The sequence below is a fragment of the Telluria sp. B2 genome (assembly GCF_051789535.1).
Classification (GTDB): Bacteria; Pseudomonadota; Gammaproteobacteria; order Burkholderiales; family Burkholderiaceae_D; genus Telluria.
Genome location: NZ_CP196525.1, coordinates 1,601,233 through 1,626,307 on the forward strand (window position 1 = coordinate 1,601,233; position 25,075 = coordinate 1,626,307).

28 protein-coding genes are annotated in these 25,075 nt (G+C 63.8%); 17 read left to right on the plus strand and 11 right to left on the minus strand.

Features of this window, described 5'->3' with window-relative positions; translation table 11 throughout:
- The first annotated feature begins 12 nt into the window (after positions 1–12).
- Positions 13–273: a PAAR domain-containing protein gene (locus tag ACSUZJ_RS07120; protein WP_499414639.1), complete on the plus strand. Its 261-nt coding sequence runs from the start codon at positions 13–15 to the stop codon at positions 271–273.
- Positions 274–328: 55 nt separating this feature from the next.
- On the opposite strand, the gene ACSUZJ_RS07125 is transcribed toward ACSUZJ_RS07120, so the two are convergent.
- Both ACSUZJ_RS07125 and ACSUZJ_RS07130 read right to left on the minus strand, forming a co-directional pair.
- Positions 329–2,035 (minus strand): methyl-accepting chemotaxis protein, encoded by a 1,707-nt coding sequence (locus tag ACSUZJ_RS07125; protein ID WP_499414641.1) that lies wholly within the window; start codon positions 2,033–2,035, stop codon positions 329–331.
- A gap of 165 nt (positions 2,036–2,200) precedes the next feature.
- On the minus strand, positions 2,201–3,904 hold the full coding sequence (locus ACSUZJ_RS07130; RefSeq protein ID WP_499414643.1) for a methyl-accepting chemotaxis protein: 1,704 nt from the start codon (positions 3,902–3,904) through the stop codon (positions 2,201–2,203).
- Positions 3,905–4,165: 261 nt separating this feature from the next.
- On the opposite strand from ACSUZJ_RS07130, the gene pyrG reads away from it, so the two are divergent.
- From pyrG to ACSUZJ_RS07160, 6 genes are all read left to right on the plus strand, one after another.
- Positions 4,166–5,842 carry a CTP synthase gene (gene pyrG, locus ACSUZJ_RS07135; protein WP_499414645.1) on the plus strand — a complete coding sequence of 559 codons (1,677 nt, stop codon included), beginning with the start codon at positions 4,166–4,168 and terminating at the stop codon, positions 5,840–5,842.
- Positions 5,839–6,696, plus strand: a complete 858-nt coding sequence (gene kdsA, locus ACSUZJ_RS07140; protein ID WP_499414647.1) for a 3-deoxy-8-phosphooctulonate synthase — start codon at positions 5,839–5,841, stop codon at positions 6,694–6,696. Before pyrG ends, kdsA begins: the two co-directional genes overlap by 4 nt.
- Positions 6,697–6,789: 93 nt before the next feature.
- Positions 6,790–8,073 carry a phosphopyruvate hydratase gene (eno, locus tag ACSUZJ_RS07145; protein WP_499414649.1) on the plus strand — a complete coding sequence of 428 codons (1,284 nt, stop codon included), beginning with the start codon at positions 6,790–6,792 and terminating at the stop codon, positions 8,071–8,073.
- Positions 8,074–8,154: 81 nt separating this feature from the next.
- Positions 8,155–8,517: a cell division protein FtsB gene (gene ftsB, locus ACSUZJ_RS07150; protein WP_499414651.1), complete on the plus strand. Its 363-nt coding sequence runs from the start codon at positions 8,155–8,157 to the stop codon at positions 8,515–8,517.
- A 5-nt stretch (positions 8,518–8,522) separates the two neighbouring features.
- Positions 8,523–8,816, plus strand: coding sequence for a helix-turn-helix domain-containing protein (locus tag ACSUZJ_RS07155; RefSeq protein WP_499414653.1), 294 nt, complete (start codon positions 8,523–8,525; stop codon positions 8,814–8,816).
- 247 nt (positions 8,817–9,063) lie between these two features.
- Positions 9,064–9,468, plus strand: a complete 405-nt coding sequence (locus tag ACSUZJ_RS07160) for a DUF3224 domain-containing protein (protein ID WP_499414655.1) — start codon at positions 9,064–9,066, stop codon at positions 9,466–9,468.
- Between the two features lie 101 nt (positions 9,469–9,569).
- On the opposite strand, the gene ACSUZJ_RS07165 is transcribed toward ACSUZJ_RS07160, so the two are convergent.
- The 5 genes from ACSUZJ_RS07165 to ACSUZJ_RS07185 form a co-directional block, all read right to left on the minus strand.
- Complete coding sequence (locus ACSUZJ_RS07165) at positions 9,570–10,076, minus strand: Dps family protein (RefSeq protein ID WP_499414657.1); 507 nt, start codon at positions 10,074–10,076, stop codon at positions 9,570–9,572.
- 112 nt (positions 10,077–10,188) lie between these two features.
- Positions 10,189–10,542: a hypothetical protein gene (locus ACSUZJ_RS07170; protein ID WP_499414659.1), complete on the minus strand. Its 354-nt coding sequence runs from the start codon at positions 10,540–10,542 to the stop codon at positions 10,189–10,191.
- Positions 10,543–10,628: 86 nt separating this feature from the next.
- The gene (locus ACSUZJ_RS07175; protein WP_499414661.1) at positions 10,629–11,057 is read right to left on the minus strand and encodes an acyl-CoA thioesterase; all 429 of its coding nucleotides are present in this window, start codon (positions 11,055–11,057) and stop codon (positions 10,629–10,631) included.
- 39 nt (positions 11,058–11,096) lie between these two features.
- Positions 11,097–12,053 (minus strand): Hsp33 family molecular chaperone HslO, encoded by a 957-nt coding sequence (gene hslO / locus ACSUZJ_RS07180; protein WP_499414663.1) that lies wholly within the window; start codon positions 12,051–12,053, stop codon positions 11,097–11,099.
- 3 nt (positions 12,054–12,056) lie between these two features.
- Positions 12,057–12,581: a gamma carbonic anhydrase family protein gene (locus ACSUZJ_RS07185; protein WP_499414665.1), complete on the minus strand. Its 525-nt coding sequence runs from the start codon at positions 12,579–12,581 to the stop codon at positions 12,057–12,059.
- 147 nt (positions 12,582–12,728) lie between these two features.
- Here ACSUZJ_RS07185 and ACSUZJ_RS07190 point away from each other — a divergent pair, with 147 nt between their 5' ends.
- Positions 12,729–13,607 (plus strand): alpha/beta fold hydrolase, encoded by an 879-nt coding sequence (locus ACSUZJ_RS07190; protein WP_499414667.1) that lies wholly within the window; start codon positions 12,729–12,731, stop codon positions 13,605–13,607.
- Between the two features lie 349 nt (positions 13,608–13,956).
- Here ACSUZJ_RS07190 and ACSUZJ_RS07195 read toward each other — a convergent pair whose 3' ends face one another.
- A complete protein-coding gene (locus tag ACSUZJ_RS07195) occupies positions 13,957–14,355 on the minus strand; it encodes a GFA family protein (protein ID WP_499414669.1) in 399 nt (132 codons plus the stop codon).
- 114 nt (positions 14,356–14,469) lie between these two features.
- On the minus strand, positions 14,470–15,387 hold the full coding sequence (locus tag ACSUZJ_RS07200; RefSeq protein ID WP_499414671.1) for a S1 family peptidase: 918 nt from the start codon (positions 15,385–15,387) through the stop codon (positions 14,470–14,472).
- Positions 15,388–15,660: 273 nt separating this feature from the next.
- On the opposite strand from ACSUZJ_RS07200, the gene ACSUZJ_RS07205 reads away from it, so the two are divergent.
- The 8 genes from ACSUZJ_RS07205 to ACSUZJ_RS07240 all read left to right on the plus strand — a co-directional run bounded on the left by ACSUZJ_RS07205 (position 15,661) and on the right by ACSUZJ_RS07240 (position 22,332).
- Complete coding sequence (locus tag ACSUZJ_RS07205; protein WP_499414673.1) at positions 15,661–16,494, plus strand: 3',5'-nucleoside bisphosphate phosphatase; 834 nt, start codon at positions 15,661–15,663, stop codon at positions 16,492–16,494.
- A 245-nt stretch (positions 16,495–16,739) separates the two neighbouring features.
- Positions 16,740–17,618, plus strand: coding sequence for a protease HtpX (htpX, locus tag ACSUZJ_RS07210; RefSeq protein WP_499414675.1), 879 nt, complete (start codon positions 16,740–16,742; stop codon positions 17,616–17,618).
- Between the two features lie 15 nt (positions 17,619–17,633).
- A complete protein-coding gene (locus ACSUZJ_RS07215) occupies positions 17,634–18,257 on the plus strand; it encodes an L-threonylcarbamoyladenylate synthase (protein ID WP_499414677.1) in 624 nt (207 codons plus the stop codon).
- A gap of 68 nt (positions 18,258–18,325) precedes the next feature.
- Entirely contained in the window at positions 18,326–18,979 is a 654-nt protein-coding gene (locus tag ACSUZJ_RS07220; protein ID WP_499414679.1) for a site-2 protease family protein, read from the plus strand.
- Positions 18,979–19,554: a class I SAM-dependent methyltransferase gene (locus ACSUZJ_RS07225; RefSeq protein WP_499414681.1), complete on the plus strand. Its 576-nt coding sequence runs from the start codon at positions 18,979–18,981 to the stop codon at positions 19,552–19,554. Before ACSUZJ_RS07220 ends, ACSUZJ_RS07225 begins: the two co-directional genes overlap by 1 nt.
- Before the next feature lie 54 nt (positions 19,555–19,608).
- Positions 19,609–20,493 (plus strand): 4-hydroxy-tetrahydrodipicolinate synthase, encoded by an 885-nt coding sequence (gene dapA, locus ACSUZJ_RS07230; protein ID WP_499414683.1) that lies wholly within the window; start codon positions 19,609–19,611, stop codon positions 20,491–20,493.
- A 43-nt stretch (positions 20,494–20,536) separates the two neighbouring features.
- The gene (gene bamC, locus ACSUZJ_RS07235) at positions 20,537–21,718 is read left to right on the plus strand and encodes an NlpB/DapX family lipoprotein (protein ID WP_499414685.1); all 1,182 of its coding nucleotides are present in this window, start codon (positions 20,537–20,539) and stop codon (positions 21,716–21,718) included.
- Between the two features lie 239 nt (positions 21,719–21,957).
- Complete coding sequence (locus tag ACSUZJ_RS07240; RefSeq protein ID WP_499414687.1) at positions 21,958–22,332, plus strand: hypothetical protein; 375 nt, start codon at positions 21,958–21,960, stop codon at positions 22,330–22,332.
- A 255-nt stretch (positions 22,333–22,587) separates the two neighbouring features.
- Here ACSUZJ_RS07240 and ACSUZJ_RS07245 read toward each other — a convergent pair whose 3' ends face one another.
- Together ACSUZJ_RS07245 and ACSUZJ_RS07250 are read right to left on the minus strand one after the other, a co-directional pair.
- Positions 22,588–23,067 carry a DUF7931 domain-containing protein gene (locus tag ACSUZJ_RS07245; protein ID WP_499414689.1) on the minus strand — a complete coding sequence of 160 codons (480 nt, stop codon included), beginning with the start codon at positions 23,065–23,067 and terminating at the stop codon, positions 22,588–22,590.
- Positions 23,068–23,081: 14 nt separating this feature from the next.
- Positions 23,082–24,203, minus strand: coding sequence for a ribosomal protein uL16 3-hydroxylase (locus ACSUZJ_RS07250; protein WP_499414691.1), 1,122 nt, complete (start codon positions 24,201–24,203; stop codon positions 23,082–23,084).
- A gap of 90 nt (positions 24,204–24,293) precedes the next feature.
- Here ACSUZJ_RS07250 and ACSUZJ_RS07255 point away from each other — a divergent pair, with 90 nt between their 5' ends.
- Entirely contained in the window at positions 24,294–24,842 is a 549-nt protein-coding gene (locus ACSUZJ_RS07255; protein WP_499414693.1) for an FKBP-type peptidyl-prolyl cis-trans isomerase, read from the plus strand.
- Positions 24,843–25,075: the final 233 nt, after the last annotated feature.

A 25,075-nucleotide genomic window follows, 5' to 3' on the forward strand; every position in this document is an offset into this window, starting at 1 on the left:
AGGGGAGGGGTTATGCCGAAGATCATCCGCCTGAACGATCGGACCAGTCACGGCGGCGAAGTCGTGGGCGTGGCCGCTACCCATTTCACGGTGGGCGGGATCGCTGTCGCCTGTGTCGGCGACAAAACGACTTGTCCGATCCACGGTCCGGGGACGATCGTGGAAGGACAAGCCCGGCACACGATCAACGGCACGCCGGTGGCCTATGAGGGCCACAAGACGAGCTGCGGCGCAACGTTGCTGCCGGGCGATCCGCACATGACTTGCACTTGAGTCTTCCTCTTTGGCATTAGCCCGAAGGCGGCTTCATCAGCGACCGGAAAAGCGATCAGAACGCTTCCCACTCATCCGCGCCTGCGGTGGTGCGCGCCGCCGGCTTGAGGGCAGCGGCGGGCGCCGCCTTCGCCTTCGTCACACGCGCAACCGGCTTGGGCTGCACCGCCAGCGCACGTGCCGGCGCCGGTGCAGGGGCCGCGGCGGCGGCATGGCCATTCAGCTTGAACACGCCAACCACCCGGGCCAGCTTGGCGGCCTGCTCCTGCATCGAGGCGGCGGCAGCGGCCGATTCCTCGACCAGGGCCGCGTTCTGCTGGGTGACCTGGTCCATCTGGCCGATGGCCGCGTTGACCTGCTCGATGCCGCCGGTCTGCTCGGCGCTGGCGTGGGTGATCTCGGCCATGATGTCGGTGACCCGGCGGATCGATTCGACCACCTGCTCCATGGTCGTGCCGGCCTGGTCGACCAGCTTGGCCCCAAGGTCGACCTTGTCCACCGAGTCGCCGATCAGGGCCTTGATTTCCTTGGCCGCGGCGGCGGAGCGCTGGGCCAGGGTGCGCACTTCGGATGCCACGACCGCGAAGCCGCGGCCCTGTTCGCCGGCACGCGCCGCTTCGACCGCGGCGTTCAGCGCCAGGATGTTGGTCTGGAAGGCGATGCCGTCGATGACGCCGATGATGTCGACGATCTTGCGCGAGGATTCGTTGATCGAGCCCATCGTGGTGATGACTTCGCCCACCACCGCGCCGCCCTGGACCGCGATCTCCGAGGCCGCGATCGAGAGCTGGTTGGCCTGGCGTGCGTTGTCGGCGTTCTGGCGCACGGTCGTGGTCAGTTCTTCCATCGAGGCGGCGGTTTCCTCCAGGGCCCCAGCCTGCTGCTCGGTACGGCTTGACAAGTCCAGGTTGCCGGCCGAGATCTCGGCCGAGCCGGTGGCGATGGTGTCGGTGCCGGCACGCACTTCGCTGACGATGCGCACCAGGCTGTCGTTCATGTGGCGCAGGGCGCGCAGCAGGGCGCCGGTCTCGTCCTTGCTGGTGACTTCGATACGGTGGGTGAGGTCGCCGCTGGCCACGGTTTCGGCCAGCGCCACGGCTGCGCGGATCGGACCCACGATGCCGCGCGTGAGCAACCAGGAGCAAAGCGCGCCGAGCGCCACTGCGGCCGCCGCCAGGATGCCGATCATGCGTGCGCTGCCGTTGTTGTCGACCTTGATGCCCTCGGCAATGGCGTCGATGCGGTTCTGCTGCATCTTGACCAGGTCGGCCAGGGCGCCGTCGTAGGCATCGGCGGCAGGAACGTATTCTTCGTTGAGGATGCGTGCCGCACCGTCGGGGTCGCCGTCGGAGCGCGCCTTGACTGCCTTGGCCTTGGCCTTGGCGTAGGCCGCGCGCAGTTCACCAATGCGGTCGAACAATGCGCGCTCTTCCTTGTCTTCCAGCAGCGGTTCGATCTGCTTGATCAGTTCAGTCGAGCGGCTGGAGGTCTTCGTTTCGTCCGCCTTGAAGAACTCGACGAGGCTGGTGTCGTTGCTCTTGACGATGGCGGCGGTACGGCGGACCGCGGCGAAGGTCTGGGTATGCCACTCGCTCATCAGGCGTTCCTTGGCGAGCGGCGCTGCCATCATGGCATTCGTGGCGTCGGCGATCGCATTCAGGCGCCAGATGCCGGCCGCGGCAATCAATACCGTCAGCGCGAGCACCAGCGTAAAAACCGCGCCAAGGCGCTTTCCGATATTCATGTTGCTAATCGAGATCATCGTGTACCTGGTTTCTGTAAATGTCAGAGGCGCATATTCTATATTGCGCGAAGGTAACTTTTGGGCTGATAAGGGTAAGTACTTACCCACAAAAGCAACAGTCGCGGCATAAAAAAAAGCCGCCTGACGTGCAGGCGGCTTTCCGTGACGCTGTTCAGGCCAGGGTCAAAACTCTTCCCACTCGTCCGCCGTGGCGGTCGTACGCTTCGCCGGCTTCGCTGCCGGTTTCGGGAGGGTTGGCGGCGGGGTGACCGGCTCCTTGCGCACACGCGCCGGCTGTGCCGGGCGCAGCGCCGGGGCCGCTGCCGGTCCAGCCACCTGCACGTTGAGCTTGAACACGCTCACGACCTCGGCCAGCTTCGCCGCCTGCTCCTGCATGGCGCCGGCCGCCGCGGCCGATTCCTCGACCAGGGCCGCGTTCTGCTGGGTCGTTTCGTCCATCTGGCCGATCGCCGCGTTGACCTGCTCGATGCCACCGGTCTGTTCCAGGCTGGCATGGGTGATCTCGGCCATGATGTCGGTCACGCGGCGGATCGATTCGACCACCTGCTCCATCGTGGCGCCGGCCTGGTCGACCAGTCTGGCGCCCAAGTCGACCTTCTCGACCGAGTCGCCGATGAGAAGCTTGATCTCTTTTGCCGCCGCAGCGGAGCGCTGGGCCAGGTTGCGCACTTCGGAGGCGACAACCGCGAAGCCGCGGCCCTGTTCGCCGGCACGCGCCGCTTCGACCGCGGCGTTCAATGCCAGGATGTTGGTCTGGAATGCGATGCCGTCGATGACGCCGATGATGTCGACGATCTTGCGCGAGGATTCGTTGATCGAGCCCATGGTCGTGATCACCTGGCCGACCACGGATCCGCCCTCGACGGCCACGTTCGAGGCGGTAATGGCCAGCTGGTTGGCCTGGCGCGCATTGTCGGCGTTCTGGCGCACGGTGCCGGTCAGTTGTTCCATCGACGCCGCGGTTTCCTCGAGCGCCGAGGCCTGCTGCTCGGTACGGCTCGACAAATCGAGGTTGCCGGCGGCAATCTCGCCCGAGGCGTTCGAGATGGTGTCGGTGCCGCCGCGCACCTGGGTGACGATGGCCACCAGGCTGTCGTTCATGTGGCGCAGGGCGCGCAGCAGGGCGCCGGTCTCGTCGCGGCCGGTCGTTTCGATGCGGCGCGTCAGGTCGCCGCTGGCCACGGTTTCGGCCAGCGCCACGGCTTCGCGGATCGGACCCACGATGCCGCGCGTGAGCAGCCAGGACGACACGGCGCCCAGCAGCACCGCCAGCGTCGCGAGCGCGCCCAGCAGTGTCTGGCTGGTCGCGGCGCTGTCCTTGTTTGCCTGCGCGGTGGCGGCAATGCTGGCATGCTGCATTGCCACCAGTTGCTGCACCGATTCCTGGTAGGCGTTCGCCGCCGGGGTGAACTGCTGGTCGAGGATCTGGGCGGCGAGCGCCTCGTCGCCGGCAGCCTTGGCCTTGATCGCTTCGTCGCGCGCCTTCGAGTAAGCCTTGCGCTGGGCGGCGATCTGGTCGAACAGCGTTTTTTCGGCGCCATCGGTGATCAGGGGCTCGATCTGCTTGATCAGCTCGGTCGAGCGCGAGCCGGTCCTGGCGGCGTCGTCCTTGAAGTAGGGGCCGAGCGAGGGATCGGTACTCTTGACGATGGCCGCGGTGCGGCGCACGGCCGCGAAGATCTGCATGTACCACTCGGTGATCATGCGTTCCTTGGCGAGCGGTGCGTTCAGGACCGCGGCGCTGCTTTCGGAAACGCTGTTCAGCCGGACCATGCCGACGGCGGCAATAAGAAGTGTGGTGACGAGCGTCAGTGCAAAGCCGGCAGCGAGGCGCTTGCCAATATTCAGATTGTTGAAGAAACCCATGATTTCCAGATATAAGGACAGCGGAAACAATATATTACATTGATGAATATCAATGTCTATTGTTGACCGGAAATAGTTGAGTCAAGCGACATATGGTCATGTATTAGTGTTGTCTTTGCGAAACAAGACCCCGCGCGGCAGCGCCATGCAGGCTGGAAAACAGCGTCGCCGCTTCGCCCGTCCCCTTGTAATGAAGAAGTATTCGCCTGTTTAAGGTATAATTTCTATTTCCCGCGCGTGCCATTCGGCACCTTCAGCACAATGACCAAATTTGTATTCGTCACTGGCGGCGTCGTGTCTTCCCTGGGCAAGGGGATTGCGGCCGCTTCCCTCGCCGCGATCCTCGAATCGCGCGGCCTCAAAGTCACCATGCTCAAGCTCGATCCCTACATCAACGTGGATCCGGGCACGATGAGCCCCACCCAGCACGGCGAAGTCTTCGTCACCGACGACGGCGCCGAGACCGACCTCGACCTCGGCCACTACGAGCGCTTCATCAGCACCCGCATGAAGAAGGTGAACAACTTCACCACCGGCCAGATCTACGAATCCGTGATCCGCAAGGAACGCCGCGGCGAATACCTCGGCAAGACCGTGCAGGTGATCCCGCACATCACCAACGAGATCCAGGACTACATCCGCCGCGGCGCCGAAGGCGTCGACGTGGCGCTGGTCGAGATCGGCGGCACCGTCGGCGACATCGAGTCGCTGCCCTTCCTGGAAGCCGCGCGCCAGCTGTCGCTGCGCGTGGGCCGCAAGGGCGCCGCCTTCGTCCACCTGACCCTGGTGCCCTGGATCGGCTCGGCTGGCGAACTGAAGACCAAGCCGACCCAGCATTCGGTGCAGAAGCTGCGCGAGATCGGCATTTCGCCGAACGCGCTGCTGTGCCGCGCCGATCGCCGCATCCCGGACGACGAGCGCGCCAAGATCTCGCTGTTCGCCAACGTCGAAGAGCAGGCCGTGATCTCGGTCTGGGACGTCGACACCATCTATAAAGTGCCGCAGGTGCTGCACGACCAGGGCCTGGACGACATCATCCTGGAAGCGCTCGGCCTCGAGGCGCCGCCGGCCGACCTGTCGGTGTGGACCAAGCTGATCCACACGCTGGAGAACCCGAAGCACGAAGTGACCATCGGCATGGTCGGCAAGTACGTCGACCTGATCGAATCGTACAAGTCGCTGACCGAGGCGCTGCGCCACGCCGGCATCCACACCGAAAGCCGCGTCAACATCGAATACCTGGACTCGGAAGAAATCGAGACCAAGGGCTGCGATCACCTGGCCAAGTACGACGCCATCCTGGTGCCGGGCGGCTTCGGCAAGCGCGGCGTGGAAGGCAAGATCATGGCCGCGCGCTATGCCCGCGAGAACAAGATCCCTTACCTCGGCATCTGCCTGGGCATGCAGGTCGCGCTGATCGAATACGCGCGCCACATGGCCGGCCTGCCGAACGCCAACTCGACCGAGTTCGACCTGGACACCGACCAGCCGGTCGTGGCCCTGATCAACGAATGGCAGAACCACGACGGCAAGGTCGAGAAGCGCGACGAGAATTCGGACCTGGGTGGTACGATGCGCCTGGGCGCCCAGACCTGCGCGGTGAAGCCGGGCACGCTGGCCGCCGAGATCTACGGCAGCGTCGTCACCGAGCGTCACCGTCACCGCTACGAAGCCAACAACTTCTACCTGCCGAAGGTCGAAGCGGCCGGCATGGTGGTCGCGGCGCGCACCCCGAACGAGGACCTGTGCGAGATCATGGAACTGCCGCGTGAAGCCCACCCGTGGTACATGGGTGTGCAGTTCCACCCGGAATTCAAGTCGACCCCGCGCAGCGGCCATCCGCTGTTCACCTCCTTCATCAAGGCGGCCCTGGCCCACCAGGCAGCCAACCCGAAGGTGGCGGCGAACGAACAAGCTTTGCAAGGAGATGTAGCATGAAACTGTGTGGTTTCGAAGTAGGTCAGGAGCACCCGATTTTCCTGATCGCCGGTACCTGCGTGATCGAATCGCGCCAGATGGCGCTCGACACCGCCGGCACCCTGAAGGAAATCACCAGCGCACTGGGCATCCCCTTCATCTACAAGTCGTCCTTCGACAAGGCCAACCGCTCGTCGGGCAAATCCTTCCGCGGCCCGGGCCGCGAAAAAGGCCTGGAAATCCTCGCCGACGTGCGTAAGGAGCTCGGCGTGCCCGTGCTCACCGACGTGCACGACGAAGAAATGATCCCGGAAGTGGCGAGCGTCGTCGACGTGCTGCAGACCCCGGCCTTCCTGTGCCGCCAGACCGACTTCATCAACGCCTGCGCGCGTTCGGGCAAGCCGGTCAACATCAAGAAGGGCCAGTTCCTGGCCCCGGGCGACATGAAGAACGTGATCGACAAGGCGCGCGCCGCCGCACGCGAAGCCGGCCTGCCTGAAGATAACTTCATGGCCTGCGAGCGCGGCGTCTCGTTCGGCTACAACAACCTGGTCTCGGACATGCGTTCGCTCGCCATCATGCGCGAATCGAACTGCCCGGTGGTGTTCGACGCGACCCACTCGGTGCAGCTGCCGGGCGGGCAGGGCACCTCCTCGGGTGGCCAGCGCGAACACGTTCCGGTGCTCTCGCGCGCCGCGGTGGCAGCCGGTATCGCCGGCCTGTTCATGGAAACCCACCCCGATCCGGCCAATGCGCTGTCGGACGGCCCGAACGCCGTGCCGCTGGGCCGCATGAAGGAACTGCTCACGACCCTGGTCGAACTCGACCGCGTGGTCAAGAAGACGGGCTTCCTTGAAAACAGCTTCAAGGCATAATTAAGTTATTTGGCATGCAAGTCGAGGCGCTCCAAACGGCGCCTCGACTTGCATGTGCGCGACGATTTTTCTACCTTTCTGGAGACTTAAACCATGAGTGCTATCGTTGACATCATCGGCCGCGAGATCATCGACTCGCGCGGCAATCCGACCGTCGAATGCGACGTGCTGCTGGAATCGGGCGTGATGGGCCGTGCCGCCGTGCCGTCGGGCGCGTCGACCGGTTCGCGCGAAGCGATCGAACTGCGCGACGGCGACCCGAAGCGTTACTTCGGCAAGGGTGTGCTGCAGGCCTGCGAGAACATCAACACCGAAATCAGCGAAGCAATCATGGGCCTGGACGCGAACGAGCAGGCCTTCCTCGACCGTACCCTGATCGACCTGGACGGCACCGAGAACAAGAGCCGCCTGGGCGCCAACGCGATGCTGGCCGTTTCCATGGCTGTCGCTAAAGCCGCAGCTGAAGAAGCGGGCCTGCCGCTGTACCGCTACTTCGGCGGTTCGGGCGCGATGCAGATGCCGGTGCCGATGATGAACGTCATCAACGGCGGCGCCCACGCCGACAACAACCTGGACATCCAGGAATTCATGATCATCCCGGTCGGCGCGCCTTCGTTCAAGGAAGCCATGCGCTACGGCGCCGAGGTGTTCCACACCCTGAAGAAGATCCTGCACGCCAAGGGCCTGGCCACCTCGGTCGGCGACGAAGGCGGCTTCGCGCCGAACGTCGCGAATCACGAGGAAGCGATCAAGCTGATCATGCAGGCGATCGAGGAAGCGGGCTACCAGGCGGGCAGCGACATCGCCATCGGCCTGGATTGCGCCGCCAGCGAGTTCTACAAGGACGGCAAGTACGTGCTCGAAGGCGAGGGCCTGACCCTGTCGGCCGGCGACTTCACCAACATGCTGGCGACCTGGTGCGACAAGTACCCGATCATCTCGATCGAGGACGCCATGGCCGAAGGCGACTGGGAAGGCTGGGCCACCCTGACGCAAGCCCTGGGCAAGAAGGTGCAACTGGTGGGCGACGACCTGTTCGTCACCAACACCAAGATCCTGAAAGAGGGCATCCAGAAGGGCATCGCCAACTCGATCCTCATCAAGATCAACCAGATCGGCACCCTGACCGAGACCTTCGCCGCCATCGAGATGGCCAAGCGCGCCGGCTACACCGCCGTCATCTCGCACCGTTCGGGCGAGACCGAGGACTCGACCATCGCCGACATCGCCGTGGGCCTGAACGCCCTGCAGATCAAGACCGGCTCGATGTCGCGTTCGGACCGCATGGCCAAGTACAACCAGCTCCTGCGCATCGAGGAAGACCTGGGCGACGTGGCGAGCTACCCGGGCCGTGACGCGTTCTACAATCTGAAGTAAGCCTGAAGTAGACCTGAAGTAAATCAACATTGTTCCACCGCCGGCCGCGTGCAATGCGTGGCCGGCGTATCATTTTCCGCCATGCGCCTGATTACGCTCGCCCTTGCCGCCTTGCTGTTGCTGATCCAGTACCCGCTGTGGCTGGGAAAGGGCGGCATGCTCGCCGTCGCCGACCTGCGCGACCAGGTCGCGCTGGCCCAGGCGCATACCGACAAGCTCAAGGCGCGCAACGCCAAGCTCGATTCCGAAGTGCGCGACCTGCGTGAGGGCCTGGGCGCCGTCGAGGAACGCGCGCGCCTGGAACTGGGCATGATCAAGCAGAATGAAATCTTCGTGCAGGTGCTGCGCAAGGACGAGAAGCCGGTCGAGTCGATGACCGTGCCGCCGCCTCCACCGCCGCCGAAGGCGGGCAAAGGCCCCGTCGTTCCCGGCCCGACCCACTGACTACCATGAGTTCCGACCCTACCCCTGACGGCGCGTCCGGCGACGCCGCCGCGGCCCTGACGTCGCTCGACGCCCTGGCCGTCTATCTTGCCGCCGCTTTCGAATCCGGCGACACCGCCGTGCTGGTCGAGGCCCTGGCCGTCGCCGCGCGCGCCGAAGGCACGACCCATCTCGCCGCCGCCGCCGGCCTGCCGCAGCTTGAGCTGCGCGCCGCCTTCGCCAGCGGCGAACTGAGCCTGGACGCGACGCTCGCGATCATGAAGGTGATCGACCTGCATTTGCCGGGCGAGGCGCACTGATAACGAGCGCCGTGAAAACCTAGGGTGGGCGCCCCCGTGCCCACGCGTGGCGTCCGCGTCGTGTTGGCGTATATAGAGCGCTGCGTCTGCTCATCGTTCACGCGTGGGCACGGGGCGCCCACCCTACGGGCGAGACCGTCCACGCGTTCAACCAGCCCAAGCGCAGCCGCCCACTCTGCGATCAACGCAAAGCCTACGGATTGGCCTAGAATGTTCGCTATCTCATCATCCCGGAAGGAAGCGCATCATGAGCCAGCAACATGCCGCAGGACCGTTCGACGTGACCGTTACTCCGCAAGGCCAGCCGGAAGTGCGCGACGGGGTGACGACCGGACGCATGCTGATCGATAAACGCTACCACGGCGAACTGGACGGCACCGGCGTCGGCGAGATGCTGTCGGCGATGACGACCACCGAAGGCTCGGCCGGCTACGTGGCCGTCGAGCGCGTGACCGGCAGGCTGCAGGGCAGGAGCGGGAGCTTCGTGGTCCAGCACAGCGGCACGATGGCGCGCGGCGCCCAGGCGCTGTCGATCACGGTCGTGCCAGATTCCGGCACCGGGGAACTGGCGGGAATCGCCGGCACGATGCACATCCGCATCGAGGAGCGCCAGCATTTCTACGAATTCGATTACGTCCTGCCGGACGCCTGAGAGAAGCCCGATACGAAAAACCTGATACGACACCGGCGTGCCGGCTCCGTATCAGGTTCATGTTCAGCAAGTCCAGCGGGCGGCAGACGCCCGCCCAGGCGTTAATTCGACGAGGCCTCGCCCTGCATCGAGCCCGCGCCCTGTTCCAGGAAGGAGCGCAGCATCCAGGCGTTTTTCTCGTGCACTTCCATGCGGGTGGTCAGCATGTCGGCGGTCGGGAAGTCGTCCAGCTCGTCGGCGACCTTCACGCCGGCGCGCATGGTGCGCACCAGGATTTCGTTGCCTTCGACCAGTTGGCGGATCATTTCCTTGGCCGACAGCACTTCCGGCTCTTCCTTGATGCTCGACAGCTCGGCGTAGCGCTTCGAGGTGGCCGGGGCAAAGTGGCCCAGGGCGCGGATGCGCTCGGCGATGTCGTCCAGCGCGTTCCATTGCTCGGTGTACTGTTCCTCGAACATCACGTGCAGGGTCGAAAACATCGGCCCGGTGACGTTCCAGTGGAAATTGTGGGTTTTCAGGTAAAGCATGTAGGCGTCCGCCAGGACGGTCGAGAGCGACTCGACGATCTTCGCGCGGTCCTCGGTGCTGATGCCGGTATCCATGTGCATTGCGATTCTCCTGTGATGAAGTATCAGGCCTGCTGAAAGTTGCAGCCCTGTTAACAGTTCAACAGCTTAGCACTGGCATAAAAATCCTGCGGTACGATACCTCACCGCAGGTCTAGCCGGCCGGCCTGACCGCCGGTTCAGCGTTGCGCAGCGTGACCAGTGCACGGTACTCGGTGTCGTCCAGCACGAACGCGAGCCGGGCCTGGGGCGGGTAGCTGGTCTTGATTAGCATGGCCGAGGCCATCTTCGCGTCGAAGGCGGTGCGTACCCAGCCGGCCAGCCCTTGCGGGCGGCGGTAGGGCGCTTCGCGCAGGATCTGCGTGATGGCCCGGGCGTGGGCGGGATTGTCGCGCCCGACCCGCTCAAGGGCGCCCGGCGTGTCGAGATCGACGTGCTGGCGCAGCGCGGGAGCGGCGTGAACGGCAAGGGTGGCGCTGGCAAGCAGCGCGGCAAGAAGGATTCGCATGGCACCTCCTCGTGGAACGTGCCTAGTCTACGCCTGCTGGCGAAGCGACGGAAGATGGGACGTCCCGTCGGGCCGGGACGGGGGAATCAGGCGGCCAGCAGCGTCTGCAGGACGGCGCGGGCAGCTTCCGGGATCGGCACCGACTTGTTGCTGCGGCGGTCGACGTAGACATGCACGAAATGCCCGGCGGCGGCCGGCACCGTCTCGTCGTTGCGGTAGAGTGCAATCTCGTAGCGCACGCTGGAATTGCCGAGCTTGGCAACCCTGACGCCCACGTGAATGAGGTCGGGGAAGGAGATCGAGCTGAAGTAGGAGCAGCCGGTCTCGACGACGAAGCCGACGATGTCGTCCTTGTGGATGTCGAGCACGCCGCGGTCGATCAGGTAACGATTGACCGCGGTGTCGAAGAAACTGTAGTAGTTGACGTTGTTGACATGCCCGTAGCTGTCGTTGTCCATCCAGCGTGTCGGCAGGGCGACCATGTGGGGGAAGGCAGAGCGGGGCGTGTCGCGCATCGTCAGTATGTCCTATCAGTGTTTGGCTTAGTGCTTCGCTTAGTGCTTGGTATCCTCGGCCGGCGTCATCGAATCCGCCGCGATCGGGGTGGCGAACAGCTGGGCGCAGTCGACCTTGTCGAAGGCGTAGTGCTTGCCGCAGAAGTCGCAGTTGATGCCCAGTTCGCCCAGGTCGGCCAGCGCCGATTCCACCTCGTCCTGGCCCAGCATTTTCAGCATGTTGCCGACCTTTTCGCGGGTGCAGCTGCAGTGGAACTGCGGGTGCTGCGGATCAAATACGCGAATCGTTTCTTCCCAGAACAGGCGGGTGAGCAGGGTCTGGATGTCGGTCGTGAGCAGTTCTTCCTGCTTCAGGGTGCCGCCCAGCATCACGGCGCGGTTCCAGGTTTCCAGGTCTTCCTCTTCGGTCGCCTGCTTCACCTGGTCGTCCTTGCCGGTGTGGCGCGGCAGCTTCTGCAGCAGCAGGCCGCGCGAGACCTGGTCGTCGGCCGCCAGCCAGAGCTTGGTGTCCATCTGCTCCGAGCGCAGCATGTAGTTCTCGATGACGGTTGCCATGTCCTCGCCATGCAGCGGGACGATGCCCTGGTAGGGCTGCTGGCCCGGCACCTTGTCGACCGGGTCGAGCGTGATCACGAAGCGGCCCTTGCCGGTCGCGTTCAGCAGGTCGGTCAGGGAGGCGTCGTCCGCCACTTCAGCGTCCGGCGCCAGCTTGGCCGTGGCGCGGATGCGCAGCGAGGCGTCGCACTCGACCACCAGCAGGCGCACCGGGCCGTCGCCGTGGATCTGCATCACGATCGCGCCGTTGAATTTCAGGTTGGCCGACAGCAGCGCAGCCGCGGCCACCATTTCGCCCAGCACGGCGCGCACGGCCCTGGGGTAGCCGTGACGGGCCTGGATCTCGCGCCAGGTGTCGGAAATCTCGACCAGTTCGCCGCGCACGGCGGCGTTGTCGAAGATGAATTTCTGCAGGGTGTCCTTGGTGTCTACTGTCGTCATTGTCTATCCGATTTGCTTGAGCTGCGCCTTGAACAGCTGGCCGCGCGCGACATAACTGTCGGCATTGGCCTGCAGGCGCAGCAGGTCTTCTTCCGTGAGGGTACGCACCGCTTTCGCAGGCGTACCGATGATGAGCGAGTTGTCGGGGAACTCTTTGCCCTCGGTAACCAGGGCGCCGGCACCGACCAGGCAACCCTTGCCGATCTTTGCGCCGTTCAGGATCACGGCCTGGATGCCGATCAGCGAGCCATCGCCCACCGTGCATCCGTGCAGCATCGCCTGGTGGCCGACGGTCACGCTCTTGCCGAGCGTGAGCGGGTAGCCCATGTCGGTGTGCATCACCGTGCCTTCTTGCACGTTGCTGTTTTCGCCGATCGTGATCCGTTCGTTGTCGCCGCGGATCGTGACACCGAACCATACCGAGGCATTCGCCTCGATCGTCACTTTGCCGATCAGGTTGGCCGAATCGGCTACATAGGCCGACGCATCGATCTCGGGCGCATGCTCGCCCAACTGGTAAATCGCCATGGATGTGCTCGCGGAAGGTTGAAGTACTGCTATTTTACGCCCTCGCGGCCGCCATCGCCCGATTGGCCCGATATGAAGATGACGGGCAGGAATTCAATGGCATGCGTATAATTGAACGATCGTTCTTTTTTAACTGTCGAGCCAGCCATGAAACCCTCCCGTTCCGAATTCCTGACCGTGCGCGGCTTGCGCACCCATGTGCGCCACTGGGGCCGCGAAGGCGCGCCGAAGATCTTCATGGCGCATGGCTGGATGGACATGTCGGCCTCGTTCCAGTTCATCGTCGATTGCCTGGAGGGCGACTGGCACGTCATCGCCCACGACTGGCGCGGCTTTGGCCTGTCCGAGCGCACGCATTCGGATACCTACTGGTTCCCCGACTACGTTGCCGACCTCGACTTCCTGCTCGACCATTATTCGCCGGACGAGCCGGTCAACCTGCTCGGCCACAGCATGGGCGGCAACGCGGTCAGCCTGTACGCGGGCGTGCGGCCGCACCGGGTGGCAAAACTGATCAACCTGGAAGGCATCGGCCTGATGGGCAGCGTGCCCCAGCAGGCGCCCAAGCGCATGGCGAAGTGGCTGGACGAGCTGAAGAACCCGCCGACCATGAAGGGCTATGCCAGCCTGGAAGAGGTGGCGGGGCGGCTGCAGAAGACCAATCCGCGCCTGCCGGACGAGCGCGCGGCTTTCCTGGCCGGCCACTGGTCGGCGCCCAACGATGCGGGCGAGTACGAGATCCTGGGCGATCCGGCGCACAAGATGAACGGGCCACTGCTGTACCACCTGGATGAGATGATCGCGATCTGGAAGAAGATCACCGCGCCCGTGCTGTGGATCGAGGCGGCGGAGACGGAGATGTGGCGCTGGATGGGGCCGCAGGAAGAGATGCGGGCGGAAGTGGACCAGCGCCTGGCGCACATGGCGTCCGTGGAGGCGCATATCGTGCCGGAGGCGGGGCATATGGTGCACCATGACCAGCCGGCGGTGCTGGCGCGTTTGATCGAGGCGTTTCTGGGGCGGTGATCGGGTGGTGTGCTGAGGTTCGTGGGGCTGTTGCCTGTGCTGCTATCGGTATGCTGAATCCGCGTGGGCAGTGGGGCTGGCTAAATGCCAGCACCACGAATGCCCACCCTACGGGAGACGCCGCGGGTGGAAAACGCCTGACGCGAGGGACGTAGGGTGGACGGCTCTGCCGTCCACGCGTTCAACCGGAGTTGAATGACCCGAACGCCGGGTTGCAAACGAAATTTGCAAGTGTCGTAGGGTGGGCGCCCCGTGCCCACCATTCAACCGGAGTCGAACGAACCGGCACCCCGGATGCAAACGAAATTTGCATGGAAAGGCTGATATGCAAATATTCTTTGCACTCCGCTTACAAATGCCGCACCTCCACCGGCGGCGTGGTCCAGTTGTCGTTCCGCCCATCGATATACCGCACCGGCGCCGCAATCAACTCATCGACCGGCATATCGTCCAGGCTTGATACCGTCACCGCCACGAACGGCCCCATCTTCGGCGATTCGTCCGTCGAGAACACGTTGATCCCGCAGCTGCGGCAGAAATAGTGGCCGTCGCGCCGCGTGTGGAAGCGGTATTCGCCCAGCGCCTGCGCGCCTTCCAGTAGGCGGAAGCTTGACGGCGTCACCACTGCCGCCCAGAAACGCATCTTGGTGCAGATCGTGCAGTTGCACTTGATCGTGCCGTCGGCAAGGTCGATGTCCGCTTCATAGCGCACTGCGCCGCAGTGGCAGCTGCCGTGGTAGGTCTTCATGTCAGTCAACGACAATGGTCTCCGATGTTCGGTTGTTAAGTAGATTCTTCTACCCAGCTTTGGGTAGAACAAGCGGATACCCAAGATTGCCCACCATACAGCTGATCCGGTGGGCTAGTGATGTAGTTGAGGAGGGAAAGGGTTCTCTCCTGCATCGCCGTTCATCGCGATCAAATCGACCATCGACGCAAGCATCATTCTTCCCAGCGATAGTCGGTCTAAACCTGGCAGGCCAGTAGAGCCAGCGTAGACTCCGATAAAATTCAACACAGGGGCCGGTTTTAGTTTTGCGGGGTCTAGGGAGGCAAAGACCTTGAGCAAATCTAGTTCGCCTCGTTCAGCGGCTTTGAACTGAGCATGCTGCTCTGGACGCATTGCGACGCCTTCGGAAATTCGAAACACGGGAGAGCCAGACATCCCAGGTGTGCCAGGGGTGTCGAGTAACGTTTGCGCAAGGCCGAATACTGTATAAGCAGACTCCGTGGCTACCATCGCACGTTTCCAAACCGGGAATGGCATATCTACACTGTGTTCAAATGGAAACCCGATCACGACGACGTCTAATCCCGGCTGAAGTATTGCGGTATCCCGTTCAGCAAAGTCTTGAACACAAGGTGCTATCGAACCAGGCGGCACAGCTATCGGAATTCCCACCACATCGTTCCCAACATCACGTCGATACTCACGCCAGATCGGCCGGTCATTCCTATACAGATTTAGGCGTTTTGGGAGGAGAAATTTCCCCACTACAGGCCCTGGGAACGTGACTTCAATTTGATGCGGGCTCTGCGGAATGTTGTTAACAAGAAAGCCAGGGTCATCTGGTCTACGTCCAGTGACCACATGCCAGTTTGTGATAAGCCATATGCGCGACTTCGCGTCACGATACAGAAAACCCGTTGCTTTCCCAAACGGAATGTCACCGCTAGGAGTTGAGCAAATAGTCCGAATGAAGACTGAGCATAGAGATGCAGGACCTGCTTTTTGAATGTTTGTAGGGGTAACACCGGCAAGTGTTGGGACCTCGTTCAAAGTTATCTCCTTGCTAATCGTTCAGAGTCAGGTTGCCCAGGCACCTAAACTCAAGCAGTCACCTTCTGAAGCCGTACATTTGCATCTTGGCTACTCGTGATTTTGCCATGACTGCTCCGCAGCTAGGTACTTTCGGGGGACAAGTACTTACTAGGTTAGAAGTTGCATAGAAGTGAGGTGCTCCTGATAGCGACAAGTTGTGGCAAGTACTGAGTGGGCAGGAAATGCGCGTACAATGTCCTCTTCCTCAATCTCTATCGCATTAGCGCGCGGATGCTGAAAGTCGATCTTCACTGCCATTCCAATGTTTCCGACGGCGTTCTCACGCCGGCCGCGGTAGCCGCCTACGCCCGCAAGGGCGGGGTCGACGCCTGGGCGCTGACCGACCACGACGAGGTCGGCGGCATCAAGGCGGCACGGGCGGCGGCGAAGGAAGTCGGCATGCGTTTCGTCCCGGGCGTCGAGATTTCGGTCACCTGGGCCAACCAGACCGTGCACCTGGTCGGCCTGCATGTCGACGAGGACAACCCGGAACTGCTGGCCGGCCTGGTCGCCACCCGCCACGGCCGCGACGCGCGCGGACGCGAGATCGCAGCCCAACTGGAGGCGGCCGGCATTCCCGGCGCCTACGAGGGCGCGCTGAAATACGTGGGCAACCCGGATCTGCTGTCGCGCACCCACTTCGCACGCTATATCGTCGAGACCGGCATCTGCGACACCACCTCCGAGGTCTTCCGTAAGTACCTCACCGAGGGCAAGCCGGGTTATGTGCCGCACCGCTGGGCCACCCTGGAGCAGGCGATGGGCTGGATCCGCAGCGCCGGCGGCATTCCCGTGATCGCGCATCCCGGCCGCTATAAATTCGACGCCACCGCGGAGGGCGCGCTGTTCGACGAATTCCGCCAGCGCGGCGGCAATGCGATCGAGGTCGTCACCGGCAGCCACACGCCCGACCAGTACGAGACCTATGCCGAGGTGGCGCGCCGCTACGGCTTCCTCGCCTCGCGCGGCACCGATTTCCATGCGCCGGGCGAGTCGCGCGTCGAGTTCGATGCCTTGCCGCCACTGCCGAGCAGCGTAACGCCGATCTGGCACGACTGGTTCTGAGGCCGCGCCGGGCGAGACGTAGGGTGGGCGCCCCCGTGCCCACGCGTGAAGCTGGCGTCGTGTTGGCGTCTACAACGCGCCGCGTCTGCTCATCGTTCACGCGTGGGCACGGGGCGCCCACCCTACGTCCCTCCGCGTAGCGCGTCCGGTCCGTTTAAGCCCGCCATAAGCCATTGCCCTTGAATTTTCCCGGGCCCAGCCTTATCTTGGCAGCCTGTCAATGACATTCTGTCGAGGTTTTTTCCATGAAGCGCATCGTATTGTTCCTCGCCACCAACCTCGCGGTTGTGCTGGTGCTCACCGTTGTCCTGAACCTGCTGGGTGTCGGGCGCGCGGTGTCGGCCGAGGGCATCAACGTCGGCGCCCTGGCGGTCTTCTCCCTGGTGGTCGGCTTCACCGGCTCGATCATCTCGCTCCTGATGAGCAAACCGATGGCCAAGTGGTCGACCGGCGCGCGTGTCATCGAGCAGCCGCAGAACTCGACCGAACTCTGGCTCGTCAACACGGTCCGCAAGCTGGCCGACCGCGCCGGCATCGGCATGCCGGAAGTAGCCGTGTACGACGGCGAACCGAACGCCTTCGCGACCGGCGCCTTTAAAAATTCCGCACTGGTGGCCGTGTCCACCGGCCTCTTGCAGGGCATGACCGAAGACGAGGTCGAGGCCGTGCTCGGCCACGAGGTCGCCCACATCGCCAACGGCGACATGGTCACGCTCACGCTCATCCAGGGCGTGGTGAACACCTTCGTCGTGTTCCTGGCGCGCGTGGTCGGCTTCTTTGTCGACAAGGTGCTCCTGCGCGGCAATGAGGACCGGGGCCCCGGCATCGGCTACATGGTCACCGTCTTCGTCTGCGAGATCGTCTTCGGACTGGTGGCCTCGATCATCGTGGCCTGGTTCTCGCGCCAGCGCGAATTCCGCGCCGACGCCGGCTCGGCCAAGCTGCTGGGCAGCACCGTGCCGATGCAGCATGCACTGGCCCGCCTCGGCGGCCTGCAACCGGGCGCCTTGCCTTCGTCGATGACCGCGTCGGGCATTTCCGGCAGCGGCGGCGGCTGGGGTGCGCTGTTCTCGACCCACCCGCCGATGGAAGAGCGCATCGCCGCCCTGCAGGCGCTGCGCTGACCCGAAAGGAATTCGATGAGCCAATTCTTCCAGATCCATCCAGAAAACCCGCAGCCGCGCCTCATCAAGCAGGCAGCGCAGATCCTCCGCTCGGGCGGGGTGGTCGCGCTGCCGACCGACTCGGCCTATGCCCTGGTGTGCCAGCTCGATGACAAGAACGCCGTGGAAAAGCTGCGCCGCGTGCGCGGCATCGACGACAAGCACCACTTGACCCTGCTGTGCCGCGACCTGTCCGAAATCGCCCAGTACGCGCGCGTCGACAACGCCCAGTACCGGATGCTGAAGGCGACCACGCCCGGCCCCTACACCGTCATCCTGGAAGCGACGAAGGAAGTGCCGCGCCGCCTGTCCCATCCCTCGCGCAAGACCATCGGCCTGCGCGTGCCCGAGAACAGGATCACGCTGGCGCTGCTCGAGGAACTGGGCGAGCCGCTGATCGGCACCACGCTGCAGCTCCCCGGCGACGACCACATGCTGTCCGACCCGGACGAAGTGCGCGAGCGCCTCGAGAAGCAGATCGAGCTGGTCGTCGACGGCGGCGCCGGCACCCTCGAACCCACCACCATCGTCGACCTCACCGGCCCCGAACCCGTGCTGCTGCGCGAGGGAAGGGGCGACCCCGCCGCCTTCGGCCTGTAGGAAGGCATCGCAGGTTTTGCGCCTCACCCGCAGGGCCGGCAGCGCGGCTCTGCTAAAATCGCCTCCTTATGGATGAAATCATTCGCAACATCGCAGTCTTCGCGCTGCCCGTTCTTTTCGCAATCACCCTGCACGAAGCAGCCCACGCCTATGCCGCCAAGCGTTTCGGCGACCTGACCGCCTACGCGGCAGGACGCATGACGCTCAACCCGCTGGTGCACATCGACCTGTTCGGCACCATCATCATTCCGATCGCGCTGTACGTCACCACCGGTTTCGTGTTCGGCTATGCCAAGCCGGTGCCGGTCGAATTCGGCCGCCTGCGCAATCCGAAGCGCGACATGGCCTGGGTCGCCCTGGCCGGTCCCGGCGCCAACTTCGTCATGGCGCTGTTGTGGCTGGTCTTCGGCCTGCTGCTGGTCGCGTTCCAGGTGACGGAAGAGTTCCCGCACAAGGTTGCCGAGGCCGGCGTGTTCACGAACCTGCTGATCTTCGCCTTCAACCTGTTCCCGCTGCCGCCGCTCGACGGCGGACGGGTGGTGACGAGCATGCTGCCGAACCGGCTGGCCTACCGCTTCGCCCGGATCGAGCCCTACGGCTTCTTCATCCTGCTCGCCCTCATCTACTTCAACGTGCTGGCCTTCTGGGTGGTGCCGGTGATGTGGCTGGGCGATACCGCGGTCGACCTGCTGGTCACGCCGCTCAAGATGCTGCTGTTCTGATGCACGCGCCGACCGACAAGCCCTCAAGCTGGGTGCGCCGCTTCGCACCGCTGGTGCCTGAAGGGGAGGTGCTCGACCTGGCCTGCGGCAGCGGACGCCACGCGCGCCTGTTCGCCGGGCTCGGCCACCCGGTGCTGGCGGCCGACCGCGACCCGCAGGCGCTGGCCGCCGCGGCCGGTCCCGGCATCGCGACGCTGGAAGTCGACCTCGAAGCGGAGGGCGCCGGCTGGCCCTTCGAAGCGGGACGCTTCGCCGGCATCGTCGTCACCAACTACCTGCACCGGCCCCTGATGGCGAGCCTGGTCGCCAGCCTGGCGCCGGGCGGCGTGCTGATCTACGAAACTTTCGCACTGGGCAACGAAGCCTACGGCAAACCCTCGAATCCGGCCTTCCTGCTGCGTCCTGGCGAGCTGCTGGAAGTGGCCGCTGGCGCGGGCCTGCGCGTGCTCGCCTACGAGGATGGCGTGGTCCAGGAACCGAAACTGGCGCGCGTGCAGCGCCTGTGCGCGGCCGGAGCGGGCTTCGTCCAAACCGAGGCCCGGCTCGACCATTTATCTGCGGTTAATGAACCATAGCACCGGGCTATCCGCTACAATCAGATTTTTATTTTCCGACACGTACCAGAGATTATGATTAAGGGCAGCATAGTAGCAATCGTCACTCCGATGTTTGAGGATGGCAGTCTCGACAAGGACAGCCTGCGCAAACTGATCGACTGGCACGTGGCCGAAGGCACCGACGGCATCGTCATCGTCGGCACCACCGGCGAATCGGCAACCGTCAGCCCGGAAGAGCACTGCGAGCTCATCAAGCTGACCGTGGACCACGTCGCCGGTCGCATTCCCGTCATCGCCGGTTCCGGCGGCAACTCGACCGCCGAAGCGATCGCACTGACCCGCCACGCCAAGGAAGTGGGCGCCGACGCCTCGCTGCAGGTCGTTCCTTACTACAACCGTCCGACCCAGGAAGGCATGTACCGCCACTTCAAGGCCATCGCCGAAGCGGTCGACCTGCCGGTGATCCTGTACAACGTGCCGGGCCGCACCGTTGCCGACATGAGCAACGAGACCATCGCCCGCCTGGCGCCGATCGACAACATCGTCGGCGTGAAGGATGCCACCGGCAACCTCGGCCGCGGCATCGAGCTGCTGAAGATGGTCGACAAGTCCTTCGCCGTGTACTCGGGCGACGATCCGACCGCGATGGCGCTGATGTTCTGCGGCGGCGCCGGCAACATCTCGGTCACCGCCAACGTCGCGCCGCGCGCCATGCACGAGCTGTGCGAAGCGGCCATGGCCGGCAATATTGCCCGCGCCATCGAGATCAACAACAGCGTGCTGCAGCTGCACGCCAAACTGTTCGTCGAACCCAATCCGGTGCCGGTCAAGTGGGCGCTGGCGGAAATGGGCAAGATGCCGGCAGGCCTGCGCCTGCCGCTGGCGCCGCTGTCGGCGCCGTTCCACGACACCGTGCGTACCGCGCTGCGCGAGGCGGGCCTCCTGCCGCAATCCTGAGTCCCGCAAGGGTGTTGGTTTACAGATCTGAAATCGTAACGATATGACTACTCGCAACAAAAAGACCCTCGCGACCCTCGTTTCCGCGCCGACCGCTGCGCGCGTGCTGGTGCTTTCCGCGCTGGCGCTGAGCACGGCGGCGTGCACCACCGTGTTCGAGTCGGACAAGGTGGATTACAAGTCGTCGAAGAAGGCGCCGCCGCTGGACGTGCCGCCCGACCTGACCCAACTCCAGAAGGACAATCGTTACGCAACGCCGAACAGCGGCGTCGCCACCGCATCGGGCTTCCAGCAGTCGCAGGGCGCCGCCCAGGGTGCAGCGCCGGTTGCGGGCGCCCCGGCGGCGGGCGGCGCGGTCGGCCCGGTCTCGACCGAGGCCGTGCGCGTCGAGCGCGCCGGCGACCAGCGCTGGCTGGTGGTCAAGCAGACCCCCGAGCAGCTGTGGCCGCAGGTGCGCCAGTTCTGGGAAGACGCCGGCCTGCCGATCGCCAGTGAATCGCAGGCGACCGGCGTGATGGAAACCGAGTGGGTCGAGAACCGCTCGAAGATCCCGCAGGACTTCCTGCGCAACACGCTCGGCAAGGTGTTCGACCGCGCTTACTCGACCGGCGAGCGCGACAAGTACCGCACCCGCCTCGAGCGCCTGCCGGACGGCTCGACCGAGATCTACATCAGCCACCGCGGCGCCGAGGAAGTCCTGACCGGCGCCCAGAAGGAAACCACGGTCTGGACCGTGCGTCCGAACGACCCGACCCTCGAAGCCCAGTTCCTGGGCCGCCTGGTGGCGCGCCTGACCGGCGCCACCGCGCCGGAGCAGGTGCAGGCCGCGCAGGCCAAGGTCGAGAACGCCGCACCGGCGCCGCAGCGCGCCAAGCTGCTGGGCGACCGCGTGGAAGTGGACGAAGGCTTCGACCGCGCATGGCGCCGCGTCGGCCTGGCGCTGGACCGCGTCGGCTTCACCGTCGAAGACCGCGACCGCGTGCAGGGCGTGTACTTCGTGCGCTACGTCGACCTGGAAGCGAAGAACAAGGACGGCTTCTTCTCGAAACTGTTCAGCTTCGGCGACGACGAAAAAGCCAAGGAAGCCCAGCGCTACCGCGTGCTGGTCAAGGGCGCCGAGAACGGCAACTCCAGCACCGTGACCGTGCAGGACAACCAGGGCAAGCCGGATACCTCGGCGACGGCGACCAAGATCCTGTCGCTGCTGAACGACGAGCTGAAGTAATCCTGTTTTGCTTCGGACAGAAAGCCGGCCCTGGTGGCCGGCTTTTTTATTGGGCGCACGGCCGGCGCGTTTCATTTCAGCGGTGCGGTACGCATGGGTACGACCGCGTGGACACAGGTGTCCACCCTACAAAACCGGAGTCACCGGCCTTGGCGAAGGCGTAGGGTGGACACCTGTGTCCAGGCGGTATGGCACGCCTCCGAAGCCGCCAATGTTTTACGCATACCGATCGCCCTCGAATGCACAGACGAAAAAAAACCGGCCCGCAGGCCGGTCTCTCGAATCAGAAAAAATCTGATTACTTGGTAGCAGCAGCCGAAGCAGCAGCGTCAGCAGCGGTCGAAGCAGCCGAAGCGGCTTCCGAAGCAGCAGCCGAAGCGGTAGCGGCAGCAGCGGCAGCGTCAGCAGCCGGGGTGGTTGCAGCAGCGTCGGTGGTTGCCGGAGCAGCAGCGTCGGTGGTGGTGGTGGTTGCGGTGGTGTCAGCAGCAGGCGCTTCGACAGCAGCCGGGGTTGCCGGTGCTTCTTCTTTCTTCGAGCAAGCAGCCAGAGCAACAGCCATCAGGGAAACGATCAGCAGGGACTTTTTCATGATTTTCCTTTTAATTCAAAAGTGAAGTACTTCTTGTTGTTACGATGAATAATTACCGGTAATTATCGCTCGCTGGAATTCTCGTGTACTTTGCACTTATGCAACAGTGACGCATATACAACGGAACCTTCCTAACCCGATATTATAGCCAAATTTACTCATTCGCAATAGAAAAGTCATGCCAAAATGTAAGTATTCTGTGACTTGTTAAGCTTCATTTTGTTACAAGATGCAACAGGATTAAAGACGGCTCTTAACACGTCAAAATTCGTGTTAGAAACTACAATCCGGTCACACTTGGAGCTAGCGCAAGACGCGATTCCGCCCAGATGGCAGCGAAGCGATGGCCGGGCAAATCGACTGCGTCGGGGGCATCGAAAGCGGCTTCGCCGCGTGCGTGATCACTGTGAAAGCGGCGCAGCACGTGCAGGCCGTCGGCGATGCAGAAGGAGTCGGTGAGCTGGCGCAGCGAGCGCGGCGTCTGGCGGCATTCCACCAGGTGACTGTAGTCGCGCAGCAGGCGCAGGAAGCGCGGAGAGTGACGTTCAATGTGCGCACTGTCGTGCATGGCGAGCCGCAGCTGTCCGCCGCCGCGCAGGAAGCTGCGCAGCCGGGCGTCGGCTTCAACCGAGCCGAGCGGGAAGAGGGCGAAATCCGGATCGAACATGTCGAGCCGCTGCGAGGCCCGTGCCAGCACGGCGCGCCACTGCGTCTCGCAGTCGCGGCGGGTGTCGAAACGGATGGTCAGCGGCTCGCTCATGTTCCAGACCCCGTTCAGCCCAGTTCGACCCAGCCGTCCTGGTACCAGGTGTAGAGCGCCTCGAGCACGTCGTCGGATGCTTGCGCCAGCGTGGCGCCGTCGAGCCGGCGCTCGTTGGCCAGCACGTCCAGCACGACCTTGTCGGCACGGCTCACGGCGAAGGACTCGCCGTTGATGAAGACGTGCTTGCCGCGGTAGAGCATCAGGGTCTTGCTTGAGAGTTTCAGGCCCTTCCTGGCGGCCGTTTCCATGAAGCGCCCGACGGTGAGCGGCTTGGCCGGGCCCGTGAAGAACACGTTGTGCTTGGGCTCGGACATGTATTCGCCGAAGAAGATCGTCACGTCCTCCTCGTCCCAGCGCACCTTGTTGAGCTCCTCGGTGATGGTCGAGAGCATCTCGCGCGGGATCTCGGCCGGGTTCTTCGCCGGCTGGATGCCTGGGTCGGCGTAGCGGCCGGGCAGGTCGATCGAGTCGGCCATGAACTGCAGGAAGGCTTCGCCCAGTTCCTGGAACGAAGGCGAGCGGAAACCGATCGAATAGGTCATGCACTCGCCTTCGGCAATGCCGTCGTGGGCATAGTGCGGGGGCAGGTACAGCATGTCGCCCGGCTCGAGCACGAATTCCTCTTCCGGGGTAAAGTTCGACAGGATCTTCAGCGGCAGGCCTTCGACCAGGGACAGGTCCTGCTGGGCGCTGATCTTCCAGCGGCGCTTGCCGTGGGCCTGCAGCAGGAACACGTCATAGGAATCGAAGTGCGGACCAACGCCGGCGCCATCGGTGGCGTAGCTGATCATCAGGTCGTCGAGGCGGGCGTCGGGCAGGAAACGGAACTGGCGCAGCAGCTCGTCGGCCTTCTCGTCGTACAGGTTGACGCCCTGCACCAGCATGGTCCAGTTGGGCTGGGTGCGGGGAGGCAGTTCGGTGAGCGGGCCGTGTTGCATGTCCCACTGGCCATCATTCTGCGTGACGAGGCGCGATTCGACGAAGTTCTTGGTGGCCAGGTCGGCCAGCTTGTCGAACTTGAGCAAGGGCTTGAAACCGGGGATGGCGCCGCGGATCAGGAGGGGTTTCTTGTGCCAGTAATCCCGAAGGAACTGAGCGGGAGTAATGTTCCCAAGGAGCTGTAATTTTTTCATGCGTCATTATAACCAGCCGCACAAGAGGCGGCAGCGGTCAGTGGATGAACAGCGGGGTATAATCCGCTCCTTACAACGAAAGGATGTGCGATGAAGATTGCCAAGAATACGGTCGTGTCGGTCAACTACAAACTGTCGGATGCGCAGAACAACCTGATCGAGGAAGGTGTGCAGCCGATGGTCTACCTGCACGGCGGCTACGAGAACACCCTGCCGAAGATCGAGGAGCATCTGGACGGCAAGGAAGTCGGCTATTCGTCGACCCTGCAGATCGAGCCGGAAGACGCATTCGGCGACTACGACGCCGAGCTGGTGAAGGTTGAAGACCGTTCGCGCCTGCCGGAACCGCTCGAAGTCGGCATGCAGTTCGAAGGCATGGCCGAAGGTGCGCCGGACGACGAGCCGACCATCTTCACCGTCACCGAAATCGCCGACGACAAGGTGGTGCTGGACGGTAACCACCCGCTGGCCGGCATGGCCCTGCGCTTCGAGCTGTCGGTCATCGACGTGCGCCCAGCGACCGAAGAAGAAGTCGCCCACGGCCACGTGCACGGCGCCCACGGTCACCACCACGGTGAAGACGAAGGCGACGACGACAGCGAGCCGGGCGACCACTTCCGTAGCCAGCCGCTGCACTAATGCTTGAATGAAACCGGGACCATGTGTCCCGGTTTTTGTTTGGGTGGGTGTAATGTGCGCCGCGGGCTTGCCCGGTCGGCGTCTCGGCGCGCCATTGTGACAGGCTCGGGCGAGCGCAGCCGTGATGCAAGCGTTCGCGTGGGCACGGAGTGCCCACCCTAGGGTTGAGTGTATCGCTGCGGCATCTGTAGGGTGGGCACCCCGTGCCCACGCGAAACTCAACCTATTGTTAG

Bases quoted from the DNA above. Each gene is read 5' to 3' on its own strand.
- ACSUZJ_RS07120 (WP_499414639.1), top strand. From the start codon at position 13: ATGCCGAAGATCATCCGCCTGAACGATCGGACCAGTCACGGCGGCGAA.
- ACSUZJ_RS07125 (WP_499414641.1), bottom strand. From the start codon at position 2,035: ATGATCTCGATTAGCAACATGAATATCGGAAAGCGCCTTGGCGCGGTT.
- ACSUZJ_RS07130 (WP_499414643.1), bottom strand. From the start codon at position 3,904: ATGGGTTTCTTCAACAATCTGAATATTGGCAAGCGCCTCGCTGCCGGC.
- pyrG (WP_499414645.1), top strand. From the start codon at position 4,166: ATGACCAAATTTGTATTCGTCACTGGCGGCGTCGTGTCTTCCCTGGGC.
- kdsA (WP_499414647.1), top strand. From the start codon at position 5,839: ATGAAACTGTGTGGTTTCGAAGTAGGTCAGGAGCACCCGATTTTCCTG.
- eno (WP_499414649.1), top strand. From the start codon at position 6,790: ATGAGTGCTATCGTTGACATCATCGGCCGCGAGATCATCGACTCGCGC.
- ftsB (WP_499414651.1), top strand. From the start codon at position 8,155: ATGCGCCTGATTACGCTCGCCCTTGCCGCCTTGCTGTTGCTGATCCAG.
- ACSUZJ_RS07155 (WP_499414653.1), top strand. From the start codon at position 8,523: ATGAGTTCCGACCCTACCCCTGACGGCGCGTCCGGCGACGCCGCCGCG.
- ACSUZJ_RS07160 (WP_499414655.1), top strand. From the start codon at position 9,064: ATGAGCCAGCAACATGCCGCAGGACCGTTCGACGTGACCGTTACTCCG.
- ACSUZJ_RS07165 (WP_499414657.1), bottom strand. From the start codon at position 10,076: ATGCACATGGATACCGGCATCAGCACCGAGGACCGCGCGAAGATCGTC.
- ACSUZJ_RS07170 (WP_499414659.1), bottom strand. From the start codon at position 10,542: ATGCGAATCCTTCTTGCCGCGCTGCTTGCCAGCGCCACCCTTGCCGTT.
- ACSUZJ_RS07175 (WP_499414661.1), bottom strand. From the start codon at position 11,057: ATGCGCGACACGCCCCGCTCTGCCTTCCCCCACATGGTCGCCCTGCCG.
- hslO (WP_499414663.1), bottom strand. From the start codon at position 12,053: ATGACGACAGTAGACACCAAGGACACCCTGCAGAAATTCATCTTCGAC.
- ACSUZJ_RS07185 (WP_499414665.1), bottom strand. From the start codon at position 12,581: ATGGCGATTTACCAGTTGGGCGAGCATGCGCCCGAGATCGATGCGTCG.
- ACSUZJ_RS07190 (WP_499414667.1), top strand. From the start codon at position 12,729: ATGAAACCCTCCCGTTCCGAATTCCTGACCGTGCGCGGCTTGCGCACC.
- ACSUZJ_RS07195 (WP_499414669.1), bottom strand. From the start codon at position 14,355: ATGAAGACCTACCACGGCAGCTGCCACTGCGGCGCAGTGCGCTATGAA.
- ACSUZJ_RS07205 (WP_499414673.1), top strand. From the start codon at position 15,661: ATGCTGAAAGTCGATCTTCACTGCCATTCCAATGTTTCCGACGGCGTT.
- htpX (WP_499414675.1), top strand. From the start codon at position 16,740: ATGAAGCGCATCGTATTGTTCCTCGCCACCAACCTCGCGGTTGTGCTG.
- ACSUZJ_RS07215 (WP_499414677.1), top strand. From the start codon at position 17,634: ATGAGCCAATTCTTCCAGATCCATCCAGAAAACCCGCAGCCGCGCCTC.
- ACSUZJ_RS07220 (WP_499414679.1), top strand. From the start codon at position 18,326: ATGGATGAAATCATTCGCAACATCGCAGTCTTCGCGCTGCCCGTTCTT.
- ACSUZJ_RS07225 (WP_499414681.1), top strand. From the start codon at position 18,979: ATGCACGCGCCGACCGACAAGCCCTCAAGCTGGGTGCGCCGCTTCGCA.
- dapA (WP_499414683.1), top strand. From the start codon at position 19,609: ATGATTAAGGGCAGCATAGTAGCAATCGTCACTCCGATGTTTGAGGAT.
- bamC (WP_499414685.1), top strand. From the start codon at position 20,537: ATGACTACTCGCAACAAAAAGACCCTCGCGACCCTCGTTTCCGCGCCG.
- ACSUZJ_RS07240 (WP_499414687.1), top strand. From the start codon at position 21,958: ATGCACAGACGAAAAAAAACCGGCCCGCAGGCCGGTCTCTCGAATCAG.
- ACSUZJ_RS07245 (WP_499414689.1), bottom strand. From the start codon at position 23,067: ATGAGCGAGCCGCTGACCATCCGTTTCGACACCCGCCGCGACTGCGAG.
- ACSUZJ_RS07250 (WP_499414691.1), bottom strand. From the start codon at position 24,203: ATGAAAAAATTACAGCTCCTTGGGAACATTACTCCCGCTCAGTTCCTT.
- ACSUZJ_RS07255 (WP_499414693.1), top strand. From the start codon at position 24,294: ATGAAGATTGCCAAGAATACGGTCGTGTCGGTCAACTACAAACTGTCG.